We start from the raw sequence: 19,712 nt of genomic DNA on the forward strand, positions 1-19,712 counted from the left end.
ATTAAGAAAACGTTGCTGGAGTCCCTCTGAATTCAGACAAGCACACCCAGTATTACGAAATATCTGGTTTCAACATCAGTTCCCCCCATTCACCAGCCAAAGGATTGGCTTGCCCAATGGAACCACGGAAGATCATTCTGAGTAACTCACTAAGCCCTGGTGACATCGTCATGTTGACCGCGACGATCAGGGACTTGCATCGGTCCTATCCTGGACACTTTCTAACCGATGTTCGCACGACCGCGAAACAGATCTGGGAGAATAACCCTTATATCACACCTCTCGATCCTAAAGAGCCGGGAGTGACAACGATCAAAATGCACTATCCTCTGGTGCATCAATCCAATAGCAGTTCCTTCCATTTCATTCATGGATTTACCCAGTACCTGGAGAAACAGCTCGATTTGAAAATTCCGGTTACGAATTTCCAGGGAGACATTTACCTGTCAGATCAGGAAAAACGCTGGATGTCGCAGGTGGAAGAGACCGGCTTTCAGGGAAACTATTGGATCATGATGGCCGGCGGCAAATACGACTTCACTGCCAAGTGGTGGAACCCAGTATTTTACCAGCAGGTCGTCGATCATTTTCGAGGGCGGATTCAATTCGTGCAGTGCGGAGAAGCAAAGCATTTTCATCCGCCGTTAACGGGAGTGATCAACCTGATTGGTAAAACAGACACGCGCCAGTTCATCAGATTGATGCACCACGCGGATGGTGTGGTCTGTCCGGTCACGTTTGCCATGCACCTGGCAACTGCCGTCGAAACCAAACGAGGAAAACCAAAAAATCGGGCCGCCGTGGTTTTAGCCGGAGGCAGAGAACCCGCGCAGTGGGAAGCGTATCCGCATCACCAATTCATTAATACAAACGGTGCGTTGAGGTGTTGCGATCAGGGTGGTTGCTGGAAATCACGCTGTCAACCAGTGGGCGATAATGATCCCAAAGATCAGGATCTTTGCCTGTATCCGGTTCAAGTTGATGAGGATCTGCAAATCCCCAAATGTATGAACATGATCACACCACAGGATGTCATTCGACGCATCGAATTCTATTTCGATGGTGGTGCACTTCAATATAATCAGTCGGCATCGGCAGAAAAGACTGCTGACTGCTGTGAAGTACAAGCCGCATAAAAAGATCTTCCTTTAAGGCTACCCCCTTCCCCAAAAAACGAAACAAGAAACAATATGCCACGTTATACGTTTATCACAGTCACCGACTTCGCGTTTTTTCCTGGCACACTGGCTACCGTGAATAGTGTATTGCACTATCACCCCGACACGACCATTCATGTGGTCGTCAACGCGAAAAACCCGTTAACTCCCGCACAAATCGAATGCCTTCAAGCAGACGAACATGTGAAGCTAATTGGCTCCCGGGAACTGGAAAAGAATTCTCGGTTTATCAATGCCTGGGAACTGAAATCCTATGCCTGCGAGGACCTTTGTGAAGCGTACGACGTTGTCATCGGAATCGATTCGGACTGTCTGTTGTGCAGCAACGTCGATGATGTCATTGAACGCTGCTACCAAAGCGGGGGCTTCATCGGAGGCGCAGATGGCTCCGGCACAGACTATGGAATCAGATACAAAGTATATGGAATAGAAGCGCCCGCACATAATTCCAAATACATGAGCACGTCTCTGTTTTTCTGTGCGGTAACGGAACAGAATCGGCAGATTCTGAAAAAGTGGAGCGAATGCTGCAATTCCGCTGAGTTCAATGGCCAAGGCCCCTGCCCCGGCCATGGTGATCAGGGAGTCCTGAACGCTGTACTGTTTGCCGCCGGACGAACGGGGGATATTGAGCTGCTCCCGAATCACCTCTGGAGTCAACATTGGGTTTATTGGAATTCCATTATCAGTTTCAAAGACCAGCAGTTTATTAACTGCTCACATAACAATGTTCCTCAACGATCGTTTCATTGTGGAGGGGCAGAAAAATACTGGTCCAAGGCCCATCGTGATAAAATCTTAAATGGCCATGCATTGCAAACCTATCCTTACCTGTGGTTCCTGACGATGTTCTGGTTTGGCAAATGCAGCCAACGGAAAACCGATCCATTTCAATATCTCCCCGAAGCGAGCCAGCATTTGGTGCAGGACTTAATGGATTTTCTACCGCAAATTTTCCAAGTGTATCCGGAAGCTCGCACTCTCTGGGACAATTTAGAAGAGCCAACCCTGGATCGAATTGTGAATGGCGTTCATCGCATGCTCAGTCTGGAAGGTGGCAGCATGTCAGAATTAATAGAACTGGTGAAATCCGATCCCGGAATCAAACGTTATGCCGAAGTGGGCAGCTATGAAGGTGGCTCCATCATGACACTCGGAGTTCGGTTTGCCAATCGCGATATGGATTTCTATTCCATTGAATCGTTCATGGGAAATCTGGATGGAACAATGGACGGCCACCAACTCCCTTCAAGGCCGCGCTACCTGGAAAACTTGTCTCGTTTCCCTTCCATTCGAGTCAAACTGATACCGGGAGATTCACGCGATGCGGCAAACTTATTTGACAATGTAAGTTTGGATTTTGTGTTTATCGATGCCTGCCATGAAACAAAGGCTGTCCTTTCCGATATTGGTATTTGGAAACAAAAAGTCAAGCCGGGAGGAATTATTGCTGGTGACGATTATGGATGGGAATCAGTAAAATCTGCCGTTCATGAGAAATTTGAAGAAGTACAAAGTACTCCCACCGGACATGTCTGGTGGACGCGTATTGCTTAAACGGAAACTCAAACACTATCAATATTTGATCCATAAACAAGGCAAGCAGCATGGATGCTTTCAAAGTGCGAAATATCACGAAATGGTCTGTTGGGATTACGACGGCTCCGCGAAAACAACCAACGTTGAGTCAGACAATCGCCAGTATCAAAAAAGCGGGCTGGGATCGACTGCAAATATTCGCGGAACCGGATGTTGAAATTCCGGAATATTTCGATGACCTGATAATTGGACAACGTAATGAGAGATTAGGCGCGTTTCCAAATTGGTATCTTTCATTGACAGAAATGGTGCTGCGAGAGCCAAAGGCGGAAGCATATTTGATATGCCAGGATGATGTCTTATTTACTGAAAACATACGTGAGTATCTTGAATACCGATTATGGCCTGCTTCAGAAATCGGTGTTGTTTCGATTTATTGCCCCAGTCATTATCAGCAACAAACAACGCCAGGTTTTATTCGAGAAGATCGAGGCTGGAAAAGTTGGGGCGCTCTAGCTTATATCTTCTCAAATCCATCAGCCCGATCATTGTTAAGTGATTCTGTAGTATTAAATCATCGTGGATTTGGCCCTGCCGAGGGGATGCATCATATTGATGCTGTCGTTGGGCTTTGGTGTGAACGACAGCAACTGCCTTACTTCGTCCATTCACCAAGTCTGGCGCAGCACATTGGTGAAACGTCGACCATTTACCCCAAAGCTTCAGTTGTAGGGCATCGTAAAGCAAATCATATTCTAAAAAGTGTTCAGTGAAAGAAAGAGATCGAAATAAGAGAGCATCCATTTAAGGTAATATTTCATTATGGATAACCATAATCCTGATCAGGATGAGGAAGATTTTCTTCTAGAGCATTATGAGTCTGAACAATACCGGGGACGATTGAATGCGCCGACAGTCAGTTATCAGATATTAAATCGGACCTGTGGAGACAGCGTCGTTCTAGACCTGGAACTGAAAAACAATCTGGTCGTACAGGCAAAATTTGAAGCCCAGGGGTGTGTGATCAGCCAGGCTGCAGCTTCGATTTTATGCGAAACAATTACTGACTTGGAACTGACTTCCCTAAACTCATTTGACGCATCCTGCATGCTCAAAGCGATAAGGATTCCTTTGTCCCCCCGGAGGATGGTGTGTGGATTGCTGGCTTGGGAAGCGCTGCAAAAGATAAAAACAAATTTGGACAACCAAGTAAAAGGGAATAGACAACAATGAAAGCGGAGAATCTCACAATAGAGATTGTAATTCCAGACGGCCCGTCTTTAGAGAATGCCGATGCGACTATGGATTGTTACTCAGAACAAAATCAATCTAAAACGGTGGTTGAATTACTTGAAACCATCGCCTGCTTAACGGAAGCGCGAGATGTTGTTCTCAGAAATAGCGCTCAACCAATTGTCTCCGAATTGAGCGAAGTGATCCCCCAGGAACCACTTCGAAAGAAACAATTTCAACTGCGTTTAAGGTTGAACGCTCACACTTTCACTCAAGATGAATACCTCACAGAACTGTTAGAACAGACTGGATGCCAGGTTGAATTTTATCTGCAAGATACACTCCCCGATTTTCAATTTAAATATAGACAGATCAAAAAACTGATCGAGCGCTGGGAGAGAAGCTATAACCTGCAGGCATCCGTTCAAGTTCTGGACAATGCTCTAGACCAGGCAGATGCTGCAAATCAGCTTTCGATCAAACTGTTCCCCGGAATGAACGGCCATTCTGCTATGAAGCAGATGGCCAAATCAAATTATCTACAGTTCCTTAATGGTCAGTTATCCCACACGTCTCAGAGAACCTCTTTAGGCTCAGTCAAGCGGATGGGCAACCGACACCAAAACAGTTCCTCAAGAGCTAATCTATCACCTCTCTCCAATAATCAGTCACGCTGCCCCGATCAAAAACCCAAAATAGCGGTATTGGTGGCGGTATTCGATCCGACCGGTAGCAGCAATCTGTTTAAGAACTACAAGCGATTTCGAGACGAACTGACGCCGGATGCGGATGTGTTCGTTGCTGAAGCCAGCTATACCGGCAGGTTTCATATTCAGGATGCAACGATCAAAGTCAACGCCACGCACCGGCAGGTATTATGGCAGAAAGAGCGACTGTTTAACCTGCTGCTCGATCAGTTGCCACCTGAATACGATTGCGTGATGTGGGCAGATGCGGATATTATTTTTGAAAATAAGAATTGGTTAAGGGAAACAGTTTCCCTGCTGGAATCTCATGATGTGGTGTTCCCTTATTCGACAGCCACAAGACTGGGCGCTGATGGAAAGCCGGAACGAAAACAGCGAGTGGTTGCTCTGGTTGATCAAGAGGGAACGCAACCTGGTGCCCCAGACTGGCACCGGGATCGTGGGCAGGGTTTAGCGTGGACGTTTCGTCGTGAATGGTTGGAACGCCATCGATTCGACGACTACTGCATGAATGGCTCCGGAGACTCACACGATTATTATGCGATCAAAGGTGATCCTAAATGGGGAGAGCGACACTGTTCCAAAGAGACTTATCCTTTATGGCTGGAACGATGCAAAGCAATTCGCGGAAGCAAGGTTACGTACGCCAGCGGACATTTGATTCACCTGTACCACGGCAGTAAAACCAACCGTCAATACAAGCCATTGGAAGACCTGTTGAAACAAATCAACTTCGATCCGACCCGGGACATCCAAATCGCAAAGAATGGCTTGTGGGAGTGGAGGGGGAAAGAGTCAGCTTATAACGTCATTCGTGACTCATTCTATAAACGTCAGATGGAAGCGGGGCAAAACAAACGCTACTCCACGTTCCTAAAGGACGGCAGCATAAAGCCAACCTGGAATTCCCCTCTGGGTGAGGTGATCATGAGTAAGCACACTAGCAAAGAGTTTGCCCGATCACTGAATCTTCCTAGTCTGAGAACCCCTCAAACTTATAAGCTGAAGTCAAACAGCATTCTGAAACCGGACCGGGACTGCGGTGGTAGACGAGTACGCGTGATCCAGAAAAACGAAGACTGGATTTACGAGGAATTAATTCCCCATGACAAGGATTACCGACTTTTCGCCTTCGGTGGCCGGGTCGTCATGCTGCAGATTGACATCTGTAAAGAAACACCAAACGGGATGCAAATAACCGAATACAATTATAAACGATATCCTGACTGGAAGACGCTAGACCTTGATAAAAGCCTGACGGAAAACCCTTCCTTGATATTTGAGGCCGAACCGCCTGTCTGCCTGCCAGAAATGGTCGCGACTGCCGAGGAAATCAGCTATCACTTTCCCGTTCCTGTGCGCGTAGATTTCTTTATCGATGATCAGGGACACCCGGTCTACAACGAAATGAGCATTACACCCGGTCTGGTCAAAGACGGCCGCATTACAGATGAGGGTGACCTGTGGCTTGGTAGCTTCTTGAATGAGCCTCTATTAAATTTGCGACAAGCATACGAACCTGAATACGGTCCGATTCCGTTGCCTGATGACACTGGGATTCTAACCTCTTCCGATGATACATTTTTCCCAGCATTTCAACTACTATTTGTCAGCGTGATGGCGCGATACAAAACAAAGTTTGCTGTGGCCGACCTCGGACTGACGGCAAGGCAGAGGTCCTGGTGCGAACATCAGCCGGACATTACTCTGATAGACCTGCCTGAAACGCTCCCAGTGCCCCGCAGTGCTGAGGTTTGGCAGAACTGGAATAAGCCTCTGTATTTCCAGTTGAGCCCATTTAAACGTAACCTGTGGATCGATTCAGATTGTGTCGTAATGGGCGGCCTCGAAGTGATGGCGTCAAAACTACAAGACCAGTTCTACACCTGTGAATGTGTGGCCCCCTTTCGTCGCGAAGATCGGATGACCTTCCCACACAAACTATTTGGAACAAATCCGGTGAATGACACTCTGGTCATGGCAGGAATTTGTGGTTTCGACCGTGAACGGGATGCAGAATTTATCGCCAACTGGCTGGCAAAGTGTGTCGAGCTGGAAAAAGCCCCACGCAAAAAACGAGTGATGCGTGATCAAGAAGCCCTGCAATGGATGGTCGATGTCAACGGGCATCATGATCGCATTCTCAGAGGCAGCAAATGGAACGAATGCAATGTAAAATACAGTTCTGCCGGACCACGTGAGTTTCTGAGCTCACTCTCTAAAGAGCAAGCAAACATTTATCACTTTTACGGCAAGAGCAAAGGCAGTCCACCTTTTTGGTCAACGTGGGGAGAAGTGCCGATCTGGTAACGGGCAATGATGATCACTGTAACCATATCAGAGCAGAAATAAACGAACGGTTTCCCGGAATGAATCTGGCTGAGTTCAGAGGAAAACCGCGGATCCTCGTGCGGTTCCAAAAGTGCCGTGACGTTACAGTTGTTTTGGTATCACATTTTGAGCCTGACTCGGTCGCCTCAAGCGACTTTTCGCCATCGTTGGCCAATTTCACGAGTTGCATCATCATCATGGCCAAACACAATCGAAGTATAATCCTGAAACGCTTTGTGCCGCTTGACGCTCAGCAACCGAGGAATTGGTTGATCGAACACCTTGCCCATCAGGTCCCACAGCGCCTACCGCAGGCAGTCACAACTCGGTAACAGCTAGCACAGACGAAGTGATTCCCTGACCTAAATTAATTTAATCTGTCTGATTCAGAAACATCCTGACATTCAAGATCAACGGGAATGAGGAATGAGAATATTCTAATTGAAATAAGCTGTGACTAAATTTCAGATTGATCATTTGGCAGCGCCACGAGCGGACTAACGCGATACAACGAAGGGGGCCTGCCAGTTTCGCGTTTAAAAAAACGAGCAAATGTTTCGACATGAAAGAAACCGGTTCGCTCAGCGATTTCCTGAATAGTCAAGTCTGTTTCCAGTAATAAATTCATTGCGTGCGACAACTTTGATTGCCGAATTATTTGAGCGGGGCTTTTACCGAGAGACTTCTGGAAACGATTTTCCAGAGATCGGCGGGAAAGGGACGCGGCACTAGCCACTTCCTCTACTCGCACTGGTAAGGCAATGTTTTGTCTAATAAATTCCATTGCATTACGCACATGTTCATCTTCAAAATACAGGGTATCAACGGATCGTCTGGTCACAATTCCACATGGTGGAATTAACACAGATTTTTCTGGAGCAGGTTCACCCTGGATCATCTTTTGCAACAGTTTTGCCGCTTCAATTCCAACTCGATGGGGAGATTGATCGATATAGGCTATCGGAACGGGAGACAGAGACGAGACCAGAGGGTCAAGTTCAACCGCTAAAATCGCAACATCGTTCGGAACTGATAAACCGAGATGACGACAAAAGAGCATGATTTCTTGCCCCATCGTGGTCGTCCAAACGAACAAGGCGATGGGTTTGGGGAGCGAAAGCAGCCATTTTTCCATTTCCGGACGTTGGTCCTCAAGAGAGAGTTTGCCATAACCCAGGGAATGTTCAAATTGATGTGTGTAATATCCGTCTTCGGACAGTGACTGAGAATACGATTTTTCGGTTAGGTCAGAATATCTCTGATTGGGGGGTGGCCCAACAAAACCATAATTAGTCCAACCATTTTGGACAAAATACTCCGCAGCCATTTGACCACACGCCGCTTCATCAGAAATCACATTGGGGATGTGGATCGAATTTAATCCTTTCCAACTCACATTGACAGCGGGAATATTTCTTGAATGCAGCTCCTCGATTAACTCCGGATCTGTGAGCCGGCAGATAACTCCATCCCCTTCCCAATCTAAAGGCAAGCTGAGTTTTTCATAAAAGCCGCGCGGCTCAATTCGAAAATCCCACCCACCGATTGAAGAGGCATACTCTGCCACGCCTTCCAGAACTTGCCGACTCCATTCGCTGGAAGTCTGAACAAGCAACGCAACTCGCCAACGGAAATTATTCATGGTAGTTCAATTAAGGGAAAAGTATCAGGCAGATATTCGCATAACGTCATGGCAAACGACTTACATTCAATTCAAAATCGAACCATATGATATTTTACGTTTCCGTCGAGGGAATAGTTATGAAATCGATGTTAATTTTTGGTAAGTTGTCTGATTTTATAGTGACTGAACTCCTTGAGTTCGCTTTATAATTGGAAATCATTTGTATCATTAATGAAAGCGAATTCCCGAAAAAATTGATCGACAACAAGGAATTGTGATGAAGTATGACGTAATTGTAATCGGCAGTGGTATTGTAGGCTTGGGACATGCCTGGGCCGCTGCCCTACAAGGACTGAAGGTAGCCGTATTTGAAGCAAACTCCCGAGCGGAGGGAGCCAGCATTCGGAACTTTGGGATGGTCTGGCCTGTCGGTCAACCGGCGGGAGAAGCCCGTAAAATGGCTCTGCGGAATCGAGAGTTATGGCTGAAACTCGGTCAAGCAGCTGGCTTTGCTGTTGAAGAATGTGGATCGCTCTTTCTAGCACATCATCCCGATGAATTGGCAGTCCTGAATGAGTTCCTTGATTCAGAAGCATCTCATGGACTTAATGCTGAGTTATGTCCGCCGCATGTCGTTCAGCAAAAAATGCCAGCAGTGAATACAAACAGCCTGCAAGGGGGAATGTTTAGTCCGAGTGAATTGCGCGTCACTCCCCAAACGGCAATCAGCATGGCTACAGCTTATCTCGCCGATACTCTCAATGTGGAATTCTATTTCAATAGTACGGTGGTGAAGGTAGACTCGGGAGCAATTTTAACAACTGCAAACGAGACCTGGCATGCAAGCAAGATCATCATCGCCAGTGGGGCTTACTACGAAAGTCTGTTTCCTGCGACCTACAGCGAAGAACGCTTACAAATTTGTAAACTGCAAATGCTGTTAACCGATCCCCAGCCAATCGGTTGGAAACTTGGCCCCCATATGGCCAGCGGACCGTCATTACGTCATTACCCAGCATTCGAGAACTGTCCCTCAATAACCGAACTCCGTAAACGTATTTCTAAAAACATGCCCGAATTTGATCGTTTTGGAATTCATGTCATGGCATCGCAAAACGAGAATGGAGAACTGATTCTAGGTGATTCTCATGAATACAACGATGACATTGAACCGTTTGACAAGAGTGAAATCAACAACCTGATTATTCGCGAGATTCGCAAAGTGCTCAACATTCCAAATTTCTCGATTTCTCGAACGTGGCACGGCCTGTATGCCAAGCATCCCAAAAACATGTTCTTTGTCCGGGAAATTCGACCAGATGTCTTGATTGTCAATGGATTTGGTGGGAATGGAATGTCGCTGGCCTTGGCTGTAGCAGAGACCGTCATGCAAAACTGGAATTCTGCGACAACCTGCGAGATTAATTATGAACCAAGTCTCTGAAGGGAACGCGGTTGAAATTCTTACGGTGTATTTTAGATCTCATTTAAGTCCCCTGCCCTTACATGGTACATCCAGAACACGATCTACTGAAATTCCGAATATTTTCGCAGTAGACTCACGAGTCCTCTCAAAGCTAAAGTGAAAGTAGGGAGACAATGTTTGTGAAACATTTCAACAAGCTGCTTCCAATTCTGTTCGTCTTGCTGATCTTTGCCAATCTGCCACGAGTCACATTCGCAGAAGATGGTTTCTCGAAGCATCACTGGATATTTGCAAAAGAAAACCTGAATCAATCGTCAATCAAAGCGGTGAAAGGACCAAATGCAGAAATACTGGGAGAGACTTTCTTTACCCCCAGTGATCGCTTGAGTGCTATTGTATTGGATGGTGAGTCAAACTCGATCATGATCTCAGAACAGAGCACTCAGGCAAACTTGCCGAAAAAAGAGATCACCGCAGAAGCTTGGGTTTTTATTAACCGGGACCTGGAATGGGGCGGTATTATTGGTGCAGTCCGCGATAACGGGAAGGACGAATCAGGCTGGATTCTTGGTTATAGAAAGCAGCATTTTTACTTTGGTCTTGCCACACAGGATAAGCAGCAACTGACGTATCTGACTGCGAAATCTGAGTTCGAACTCGAAAAATGGTATCACGTTGTCGGTGTCTATGATGGAAACGTACATCAGTTATTTGTGAACGGAGAACTGGCTGCGACTGATTCATCACGTTCGGGGGAGATCTTCTACCCTCCCACAGATACGTTTTACGAAATGGGAGCTTTTCACGATTCCAATGAGTATTTCCGTTTAACAGGAATGCTTCATGAAGTTTCTGTTTCCTCTCAAATTCTGACTCAAAAACAAATTGCAGCGCGCTATCGTGCAAAATTGAACAAGCTGCCTACCAAAGCTCAAAAGCCGAAAAAGCATCATCTGGTGCACAGCCCTTATGCTTGGTATGAACCGAATGGCGATGTCACACTCTGCTGGCAAACGGAAGATGCATCGCCATCCAGCATCAGATACGGTGAACCAGGGCAAATTGATCAACTGGTTGAACAGACAACTCCCCAACACACGCATCGCGTTACTCTGACTAACTTAAAACAGAATCAAATATACGAATATCATATTTCCGTTCACAGAAACGGACAGGAGTTGCAGAGCCACAAACACCTTTTCGACACAACATTCAACCATCGACCGCGACCCGTTCCTGCTGAGTTCTCTCCCTATGCAACAAACAAAATGGCAAAATACTATGCCGATGCCGCAAAGCATACTTTGTCTAAGACAGGGGTCACCAAAGGCTATTGTATCGTATATGGCGTTGGGGATGGACAGTTTGCTTATGAATTGGCGAAGCAAAGTGAATTGATTATCGTGTGTGTTGATACCGATGTAGCCAAGGTTGCAGAGGCCCGACAAAAACTTCACTCAGCCAAAGTGTATGGCACAAGAATTACTGTGCGGCATGTCAAATCCCTCGAAATACTTCCATTCACAAGACAATTCGCCAACTTAATCGTCTCTGATGATTTCGTTACACACGGTAAGCTGATTGGTTCACCAAAGGAGACCTGCCGCTTACTGCGCCCCGAGGGGGGCACCCTTTTCCTGGGGCAGCCAGCGGGTACGGCGGAAGCAAATAGCAAAGTGAACCTCGAACAATGGTATCAGCAAACCGGATTAACGTTTTCACTCTACGACAATGAAGCAGGTTTCTGGGGAATAGGAAAACGCGATGCGGTTGCAGGTGCTGGTAAATGGACGCATCAATATGGCGGTCCAGGCAACTCTTCATTTGGAGGGGAAAAGCTGGGTGGCGTCTCACGCACGGCCGATCTGGAAGTGCAGTGGATTGGTCTTCCAGGAGCAGATTTCGGTATCGATCGACAGGTTCGACTCTCCGCGCCACTTGCTGTCAACGGAAGACTTTTTCACCAGGGAATGAACCGAATCATCGCTCTGGATTCCTATAATGGTGCGTTTCTCTGGCTATTGGAAATAGCCGATTTACGACGAACCAATATCCCGCGCGATGCAGCCAACTGGTGTGCCGATGAACGAAATCTTTACGTGGCAGTTAATGGGGAATGCTGGGTTCTGAACGCATACACTGGCGAGCGAACCCGCGTTCTTCAATTACCTGATACCAGCAGACAACAGAGCCATGACTGGGGGTATATCGCCAATGCAGGCAACATGCTATTTGGCAGCAGTGTCAAACGGGGAAGCATTTACACCGATTATTGGGGACGCGAACGTTGGTTTGATGGCACCGGATCTCCCGGTGATGGAACAGACAAAGTGTGTAGCGATGATCTCTTTGCCTACGACAAACAGACGGGGCAGAAAGCATGGGAATATCAGAATGGTGTCATACTGAATACATCGATCGCTGTTGGTGACGGGCGGGTTTACTTCGTAGAATCGCGTCACCCTAAAGTGAAAACTCTGGTGCACGGTGATGCACGTTTTCTTTCAGCCAAAGAGAGGCGCCGAGGCATAACCAATGGTGTTGCCAAAGAAAATCTCTGGCTTGATCAATATATGGTGGCGTTAGATGCCCGCACAGGTAAGAAATTGTGGGAACAGCCCATAGACACAAGAGATGGGATGGTGACTTTTTATCTGGTGTATGCAGCAGGCAAAATCGTAATCTCCTCTTCTGGACGCGGAGAATATCATCTCTATGCATTCGAAGCAGAAAATGGAAAACAACAGTGGCATTCGATCGCAAATTGGCCCAGTAACAATCATGGCGCGCATGCACAACATCCGGCTGTTGTTTCGGGCAAAGTCTATCAAGTTCCGCATGTCTATGATTTAGAGTCTGGATCGATGTTGAGCAACAACATGATGGGAGGAAAGGTCACACGCAGATGCGGCAGCTATGTTGCAACGGAGGGATCTTTAATCTACCGCGGAAACAACCTCTTATCGATGTGGGATATGAAAAATGAGGAAGTCAGCGATTGGTATCGGCTCCGTTCCAGTTGCTGGTTAAGTACGATCCCCGCTGCCGGGATGCTGCTTTCGCCGGAAGGAGGTGGGGGCTGCTCATGTGGTGCCTGGATGGAAGCCTCGTTTGGATTTGCTCCACGTTTATCTATTGCAAAACAGAACAAAGATTGAAGTAGAGGTGTTATCAACAATGAGCGATCATAAATACAATCAGGACTCTCAATCTGCACCACTTCACGGGGCACTTACAAGCGTTTCACTCCAACGGTTGCAACAAGTCTTTTACTTTCTCTTAATTGTCTTGAATTACAATTTGGTAAGCCATGCAACAGATTGGCCCACCTACCAGCATGATAATCGTCGAAGTGCCGTAACATCTGATAAATTGATCTTGCCTTTGCAGCAAATCTGGATGCGTCAATCAGAATCACTGCCGCGACCTGCGTGGGCGCGGCCGGCAAAGTGGGATGCGTATGCGGAGGTCAAGGGATTACAGGCCATGCGGAACTACGACCACGCGTTCTACACAATCGCTGTAGACGATTCAATTTGGTTCGGTTCCTCAATTGATGACGCAGTCCATTGTATCGACGCCAACACGGGCCAAGAGCGCTGGGCATTCTTTACTGATGGTGCTGTGCGTATCACACCGACGTGGCATGCAGGCAAAGTTTATTTTGGTTCTGATGATGGCTTTGTGTACTGTGTGGATGCAACAACCGGAACGCTTATCTGGAAATATCAACCTGCCGAGAATGACCGGCTCATTCCGAACAATGGCAAACTAATTTCATCCTGGCCTTGTCGCACGGGCGTTTTAATTCAAGAGGGTAAGGCATATTTCGGGGCTTCGCTGTTACCGTGGCAACCATCCTGGTTATGTGCAATCAATGCAGAATCCGGCAAAGTTGAGGGCAGTGGTACGTTCAAGCTTTCCGTTTCTAAAATGACAATGGAAGCCTCTATGCTTGCATCGGCCACCGATCTTTACGTACTGCAAGGTCGCAGCTTTCCTGCTATGTTTCAGTTGGCAGATGGGAAATTCAAAGGGGTAAGTGGTGAGGGTCGTCAAGGAGGAGGCGTGTATGGGTATCTGACTGAAGATGCGGATTTTGTTTCCGGACTGGGGAGCCTGCGCGGTGCGCTTGTTTTACACAAGAATGCAGAACATCCTCAAATGGTGATACTTGAAGGTGCCAATCGTATTCTCATTTCCGATCCGTTCGCCTATCTACATTCTGGCAAAGAAATCTCTGCTTTTGATCATCCTCAATATCTCGCCTTAAACCGTCGCAACGCAGCATTGCACGCTCAACTCTCCGCACTAAAGACCGATCTGGTGAAGAAGCTGAAGGCCAAAGTGAAAACTAAAACGGAAATTGAGGATTTACAAAATAAGATCCAGGACACGCAAAAGAACATCCAACAAGTGGTACCGTTGATCAAGAAATGCCTGCGCTGGCGAGTCCCATTTGCTGAAGTCCATTCTTTTGTTCTCGCAAGCGACATCCTGCTGGCTGGCGGTGACAATACTGTTGTCGCGATTGATACGACGAATGGTGAAACATTATGGCATGCAAACATCAACGGAAAAGCACTGGGTTTAACAGTCGCCAACGGTCGCCTGTTCGTCAGTACTGACACGGGAGCCATTTACTGCTTTGCAACCAATTAGGAGAATGTTAGCCAACGCTCCTTCATTCTTAGAATCCCACCAAATCACTATCGATAAATGACTCATATCCTCAGCTAATTCCCTGATCGTAAATGATAGACCAACCTGGCAGATTTCGTACTCTGGAATGAAATTCAGAATCGGAACGTACTTCTCGTATGTGCTTGATGTATTTAGCGTTAACTCAATGTAAAGAAGCGATGAACGTCGTGGAAATTGTGTTGGGCAAGATGACGCAAAACGTCATTGTGAATGACTCCTGGGTAATGCATCATGATGACGATCTGAGAGCTTGCCAAAACCGAGTCTTTGGGGAGCAGCAGTCCGGTACATCAAAATCGTTTTTACTCAGGAGTCCGATATGAAGCGTACATCAGCTTTTCGCAAAGTGTCTGGTTTTACCTTAATTGAATTACTAGTGGTGATCGCAATCATCGCCATTCTGATTGCATTGCTATTGCCGGCTGTACAACAGGCACGGGAGGCAGCTCGACGTTCCTCTTGCAAAAATAATTTGAAACAAATAGGAATCGCCTTACATAATTATCATGATCTCTTTTCAAAATTGCCTCCTGGAATTGTTGAGTTCTATGATAGTGGTGATCGTGGAAACTGGGGTTGGGCCGCTTATATTTTACCCAGCATGGAACAGAGTACCCTCTATAACTCCCTCAGAATATCAGAGATTTCCTTAGCAGAAGCGTTGGATGACCCTGCGATGGTCACTGCCATGAAACAGTCCTATCCCGCATTTCAATGCCCTTCCACTCCTGTGCCGGAACAAACCGATCGCGACATCAACCCCCTCAGTGGAGGCCCGGATGTTTTTTTGACTGTCAGCACATATGTCGGTAATGGAGGCTCTTGGCGGTTATACAAAACCAAGGCGGCGGCGGCTTCTGCTGGTCGGAATGAGGGTTGCGTCAATGGTGTATTCTGGTCCAACAGCAATGTGCGTTTTCGGGATATCACTGATGGAACAACGAACACAATTTTGGTCGGTGAAAGAACATGGGAGTTAACAAACCTTTCAACCCCACTCTCTTTTAAAGGTAGAACCCATCCTCATGCGGCTCACATTTTTGGTACTGCCACCGCTGCTTCCAATACCTATTATGGCATGGCTGATGTTTTAGGAGTGGGTGAATCGCACATTAACGGCCCGGGTTATCCACGCAATAGTTTCTCAAGCGCTCACACCGGAGGAGCTCATTTCCTATTGTGCGATGGTTCTGTGCGATTTATTAGTGAGAATATCGATCATTTAAAATCGACTTCAGCAGTTGACAGTACTTTTGACAGACTGTTGGGCAGAGCTGACGGTGATCCGATAGACGAATTTTAAGACTCTGATATGAAGTCTGATTCCGCATTTGTTTCTATTCGTTACTATTTTCATTTATCCAGAGGAGCGATTCGGGTGGATATTTTCCCTGCCAATCGGAGTTCTTTTTTCCCTTTCATCTTAGGGCTATTTAGTCTGTTAACGAGTGCTGGGTGTAACTCTCAACCAAGCACAGTGACAGCAACGGGCAAAGTAGTGATGGATTCAAAGCCTGTCTCTAATGCAGAAGTACTTTTTGAATCTCTGGAACAACGCGGTTACCCAGCGATTGGGATGACGGATTCAAATGGGACGTTCAATTTGAATCTTGTCGATGGACCTTCAGGTGTCGTCCCTGGAAAGTACCATGTATCGATCTCCACATTCAAGAGAGGGGATCCTAAGGAAGGAATCCCTGATACGCCAGAAATGATTCCGGTAGAATATAATGAGCGTTCAAATTTAGAAGTGACAGTAACAACAGAGAAAAAAAATAATTTTGACTTTGATATTCAAGAACAGAAATCGAAATCACAAACAAAGAGACGTAAATGATTCAAAAGCGAAAAAACAATCCGGTTTACTCTATTTAAAGTCTTATCTTGAATCAGAACATCGCACTATTCCGTGTATTGAATGCTGTTTCGTGATCGAACGCTTTTGCATTGGGACGCGATAAATCCTGAGCGTCGATCACTTTCTCAGCATAGACCAGAAAACGGGATATTAAAACGATTTGCCTTTCGGCACCGGGAGATTCGACACACTTGAAAAGAGCTCTCCCCCCTCCGGCAGCCATAATTCCTGGGAAACTGAGACGTTTTTGAATGTCTGCACTTTTCCCGAAAGCCAGTGAACAATCAGTTCATCGATCTGGCTGGCATCTCCCACACCGACAATAAGACGACGCTCGTTACTCGCCTGATAGCCGTCCCCTGCAGTAAGCTGACGCGTAATGGTCTTGTTGTTGACACGAACTTGAATCGTTGTTCCGATCGCATCTCGATTTGACTCAACCCCGAATAATCTGAGTGAAAGAGAATGACCTGTGGGAGCACTTGTGTTTGTTAAAAGAGCGGAACCACCATCAAGATGACCGACGATAAGATCGTCTCGACCATCCCGATTCCAATCAATTCTAGCGACAGCTCGCCCCAATCTTTCTTGCTCAAAATACGAACCTAAAGTGGTTGCATCAACTTTTGTGAACTGCTGTCCGTTCCCTTGATACAGATGTGGTCGCATTTTATACGGTCGCCCGTGTTGGCGCAAGTCATCAACGTGTCCATTCGACACGAATAGCTCGAGACGTCCATCGAGATCCATGTCGAGGAACTGTGTTCCAAACCCGAGAACGTTCATTGTTGGAGAGTGGAGATCCAGCATACGGGTGCGATCTTCGTAAAATCCTGTCGACGAATTCATGTAGCAGGTATTTGATTCACTCAGGAAGTTCGTAATATGGACGTCCAGATGTCCATCGTCGTTGAGATCGCCGAGGCTAATTCCCATACATCCCTCGGCCTTTCCATCCTCATTCAGTGCGAGGCCGGCTGGAATCCCGCGTTCTTGCAAACCAGGTTGACGGTCGCCGCCAGATTCGTTCTCGTTTACGAAAAAAAAGTTTGGCCCGGTGTCATTTGCAACGAGAAGACTCAGTTTTCCTGTTCCGTTCGCGTCCCACACAGCGACGCCGAGTCCTTTTCCGTCTGGTTTTACGGAGAGAAAGTCCTTAGTCGCATCGGTAAAGTGACCGTTTCCGTCATTGAGCCATACACGGTCCGTCTCCCCTTCGAAATGAAATGGTAAGCATGCGCGCGGTGTCCCGTCTGGATGTTTGCAAACACGTGCGAAGACATCTTCAGCGGTTAGATAATTGACGGCGTAGATGTCCGATAATCCATCAGAGTTTAGATCGGCCAGAACGCAACTTGTGGTCCACTGACTACCACCGACTCCTGCCACTAGAGTGACATCCGCAAAAGTCCCATCGCCATTATTCATCCACAAATAATTCGCTCCGATGTTGGCCACGTAGAGATCTGGAAACCCATCCGAGTTAAAGTCTCCTACCGCAACTCCCTGCCCAAAACCGCTTTCATGAATACCAACACTGGAAGTCACGTCTTCAAACCGAGTTGCCTCACGATTCCGAAAGAGACGATCAGAATACTCATTTCCTTGCGTGTCGAGTGGCCAGGGACGTCCTTGTGTAAAATAGATATCGGAGAAACCATCCATATCAAAGTCGAGGACGCCAATTCCCCCGCCAGTGAACTCGAACATCCTCCGCGAAGGGGGTCCCTGGGTCCCGTTAAAATACTGGAAATACAAACCACTTGCTTGCGCATCATCCCGAAAAGAAATTGTTGTTGATGTATTTAAACTAAGCTTGCCTGTTGGTGTTCGGGTCTCTCGAAATTTTGGAAGCGGATACGTCGAGAGGTCAACAGATTGTGCGACGTTCGCTGTATTGACTGTCAACTGTAGTGGAATACCGTTAATTTGTTTTCGTAGTTCCTCTAGATAAGACTGCGCACTCTGATGCAAGGGACTGACTCGAACAGAGAGTTGACACCAGGCATAAGCTTCCCAGATTCGTCCAGCTGCTTCATAACTTCTTGCCAATTCCAACACCGATTCGATGCTTGGTTGATCATTCATTGAAAAGATTCGGTCCTGAACCACATTCAATTCTTGTAATCGAACAACGTGTTCTGCAAATTTATCTGCCGTTTTGGTGTCTCCAACCTCAGAGAGAAGATTGGCGAGGCGAAAGTTCGTCAGCTTTGATTCTGGGGCGCGCAAGGCCGCTTCCCAATAACAACGAATTGCTGCCTCTTTCAAACCCTCTTTCTCAGCAACTTGTGCGCGAACGAGCCAGGTTTCTGAATATTGTTCCGCATCCAGTGGAAGCTGTTTTTCCCAAAGCAGCAGATCATCGTACTGGCCAGAAGCCAGCAATTGCCGCCCCAGCGCGACATGGGCGGCAATGACATCAGGACGTCGTGCTTTCGCATCTCGCAGCAATTGGATGGCACGTTCGGTTTGCTCGTTCTCTGCAGCATGCCACGCGAGACCAAGCAGTGGATTCACATCATCGGGAACCGTTGTATGCGCCCGTTCGAGCGATTCCGGATCGTTAATGACCCCTGATTCTCGAGCAATCAGCATCAGTAAATCCGTTTCCACTCCCTGACGAATCAATTTCAGGACATGGGGAATCGCCTCACTCCGCCGCCCGCATAGCCCCAGAAGTTTCGCCAGGTTAGAGTTGGCATGGATATTTTCTGAATCAAGATCGAGCGCCCTGCGGTAGGACCGTTCCGCATCGGAAAAATGATCCGTGTGATAATGCTGTAATTCAGCTGCGAACAGCGCTGCACGTACAAGCACATCCGGTTTTGATGTTCGCAATTGTTTCAGATAGTTGAGGGCATCTTGATCTTTATTCTGCAAGACGGCGCACTCAGCCGCGAGAAATACCGCTTCTTCAGAACCAGGATTGATTACCAGAACTTGCGCAGCTTTTCTCTCTGCCTGCTGTTCCCGTCCCATAGCATGGTCACGTCTCGCCTGATGCATCAGCCGTTCCGTCTGAACGCTGGGGTTCCACAATTGATGCCATGCTGCCCATCCGCATCCTGTCAAGATAAGAAGAACGACGCCCAAAACAACCAGCCGCCGA

General features: G+C 47.1%; 12 protein-coding genes. 10 read left to right on the forward strand and 2 right to left on the reverse strand.

The features are described from left to right. Positions 1-116 precede the first annotated feature (116 nt). The 5 genes from AAC022_RS19900 to AAC022_RS19920 all read left to right on the forward strand — a co-directional run bounded on the left by AAC022_RS19900 (position 117) and on the right by AAC022_RS19920 (position 6,967). Positions 117-1,136 carry a glycosyltransferase family 9 protein gene (locus tag AAC022_RS19900; RefSeq protein WP_339733794.1) on the forward strand — a complete coding sequence of 340 codons (1,020 nt, stop codon included), beginning with the start codon at positions 117-119 and terminating at the stop codon, positions 1,134-1,136. A gap of 54 nt (positions 1,137-1,190) precedes the next feature. Beyond that, positions 1,191-2,735, forward strand: coding sequence for a class I SAM-dependent methyltransferase (locus AAC022_RS19905; protein WP_339733795.1), 1,545 nt, complete (start codon positions 1,191-1,193; stop codon positions 2,733-2,735). A 125-nt stretch (positions 2,736-2,860) separates the two neighbouring features. Beyond that, a complete protein-coding gene (locus tag AAC022_RS19910; protein WP_339733796.1) occupies positions 2,861-3,490 on the forward strand; it encodes a hypothetical protein in 630 nt (209 codons plus the stop codon). Positions 3,491-3,539: 49 nt separating this feature from the next. Then, positions 3,540-3,950, forward strand: coding sequence for an iron-sulfur cluster assembly scaffold protein (locus tag AAC022_RS19915; RefSeq protein WP_339733797.1), 411 nt, complete (start codon positions 3,540-3,542; stop codon positions 3,948-3,950). Continuing rightward, positions 3,947-6,967 (forward strand): ATP-grasp fold amidoligase family protein, encoded by a 3,021-nt coding sequence (locus AAC022_RS19920; protein WP_339733798.1) that lies wholly within the window; start codon positions 3,947-3,949, stop codon positions 6,965-6,967. The genes AAC022_RS19915 and AAC022_RS19920 overlap by 4 nt, the downstream gene beginning before the upstream one ends. 478 nt (positions 6,968-7,445) lie before the next feature. Here AAC022_RS19920 and AAC022_RS19925 read toward each other — a convergent pair whose 3' ends face one another. Beyond that, positions 7,446-8,630, reverse strand: coding sequence for a DNA-binding transcriptional regulator (locus AAC022_RS19925; protein ID WP_339733799.1), 1,185 nt, complete (start codon positions 8,628-8,630; stop codon positions 7,446-7,448). A gap of 259 nt (positions 8,631-8,889) precedes the next feature. Here AAC022_RS19925 and AAC022_RS19930 point away from each other — a divergent pair, with 259 nt between their 5' ends. The 5 genes from AAC022_RS19930 (at position 8,890) to AAC022_RS19950 (ending at position 16,579) form a co-directional block, all read left to right on the forward strand. After that, entirely contained in the window at positions 8,890-10,056 is a 1,167-nt protein-coding gene (locus AAC022_RS19930; protein ID WP_339733800.1) for a TIGR03364 family FAD-dependent oxidoreductase, read from the forward strand. Between the two features lie 161 nt (positions 10,057-10,217). Continuing rightward, positions 10,218-13,196 (forward strand): LamG-like jellyroll fold domain-containing protein, encoded by a 2,979-nt coding sequence (locus tag AAC022_RS19935; protein WP_339733801.1) that lies wholly within the window; start codon positions 10,218-10,220, stop codon positions 13,194-13,196. 19 nt (positions 13,197-13,215) lie between these two features. Beyond that, positions 13,216-14,700: a PQQ-binding-like beta-propeller repeat protein gene (locus AAC022_RS19940; RefSeq protein WP_339733803.1), complete on the forward strand. Its 1,485-nt coding sequence runs from the start codon at positions 13,216-13,218 to the stop codon at positions 14,698-14,700. Positions 14,701-15,061: 361 nt separating this feature from the next. Further along, positions 15,062-16,045 (forward strand): DUF1559 domain-containing protein, encoded by a 984-nt coding sequence (locus tag AAC022_RS19945; RefSeq protein ID WP_339733804.1) that lies wholly within the window; start codon positions 15,062-15,064, stop codon positions 16,043-16,045. A gap of 9 nt (positions 16,046-16,054) precedes the next feature. Next, a complete protein-coding gene (locus tag AAC022_RS19950; protein ID WP_339733805.1) occupies positions 16,055-16,579 on the forward strand; it encodes an Ig-like domain-containing protein in 525 nt (174 codons plus the stop codon). Between the two features lie 171 nt (positions 16,580-16,750). On the opposite strand, the gene AAC022_RS19955 is transcribed toward AAC022_RS19950, so the two are convergent. Further along, positions 16,751-19,609 (reverse strand): FG-GAP-like repeat-containing protein, encoded by a 2,859-nt coding sequence (locus AAC022_RS19955; protein ID WP_339733807.1) that lies wholly within the window; start codon positions 19,607-19,609, stop codon positions 16,751-16,753. Between the last annotated feature and the right edge of the window lie 103 nt (positions 19,610-19,712).

It is taken from the genome of uncultured Gimesia sp. (genome assembly GCF_963976445.1).
Taxonomy (GTDB): domain Bacteria; phylum Planctomycetota; class Planctomycetia; order Planctomycetales; family Planctomycetaceae; genus Gimesia.

Coding starts and splice junctions, on each gene's coding strand:
- AAC022_RS19930 (WP_339733800.1), top strand. CDS start 8,890: ATGAAGTATGACGTAATTGTAATCGGCAGTGGTATTGTAGGCTTGGGA.
- AAC022_RS19900 (WP_339733794.1), top strand. CDS start 117: ATGGAACCACGGAAGATCATTCTGAGTAACTCACTAAGCCCTGGTGAC.
- AAC022_RS19955 (WP_339733807.1), bottom strand. CDS start 19,609: ATGCATCAGGCGAGACGTGACCATGCTATGGGACGGGAACAGCAGGCA.
- AAC022_RS19905 (WP_339733795.1), top strand. CDS start 1,191: ATGCCACGTTATACGTTTATCACAGTCACCGACTTCGCGTTTTTTCCT.
- AAC022_RS19950 (WP_339733805.1), top strand. CDS start 16,055: ATGAAGTCTGATTCCGCATTTGTTTCTATTCGTTACTATTTTCATTTA.
- AAC022_RS19920 (WP_339733798.1), top strand. CDS start 3,947: ATGAAAGCGGAGAATCTCACAATAGAGATTGTAATTCCAGACGGCCCG.
- AAC022_RS19940 (WP_339733803.1), top strand. CDS start 13,216: ATGAGCGATCATAAATACAATCAGGACTCTCAATCTGCACCACTTCAC.
- AAC022_RS19945 (WP_339733804.1), top strand. CDS start 15,062: ATGAAGCGTACATCAGCTTTTCGCAAAGTGTCTGGTTTTACCTTAATT.
- AAC022_RS19915 (WP_339733797.1), top strand. CDS start 3,540: ATGGATAACCATAATCCTGATCAGGATGAGGAAGATTTTCTTCTAGAG.
- AAC022_RS19925 (WP_339733799.1), bottom strand. CDS start 8,630: ATGAATAATTTCCGTTGGCGAGTTGCGTTGCTTGTTCAGACTTCCAGC.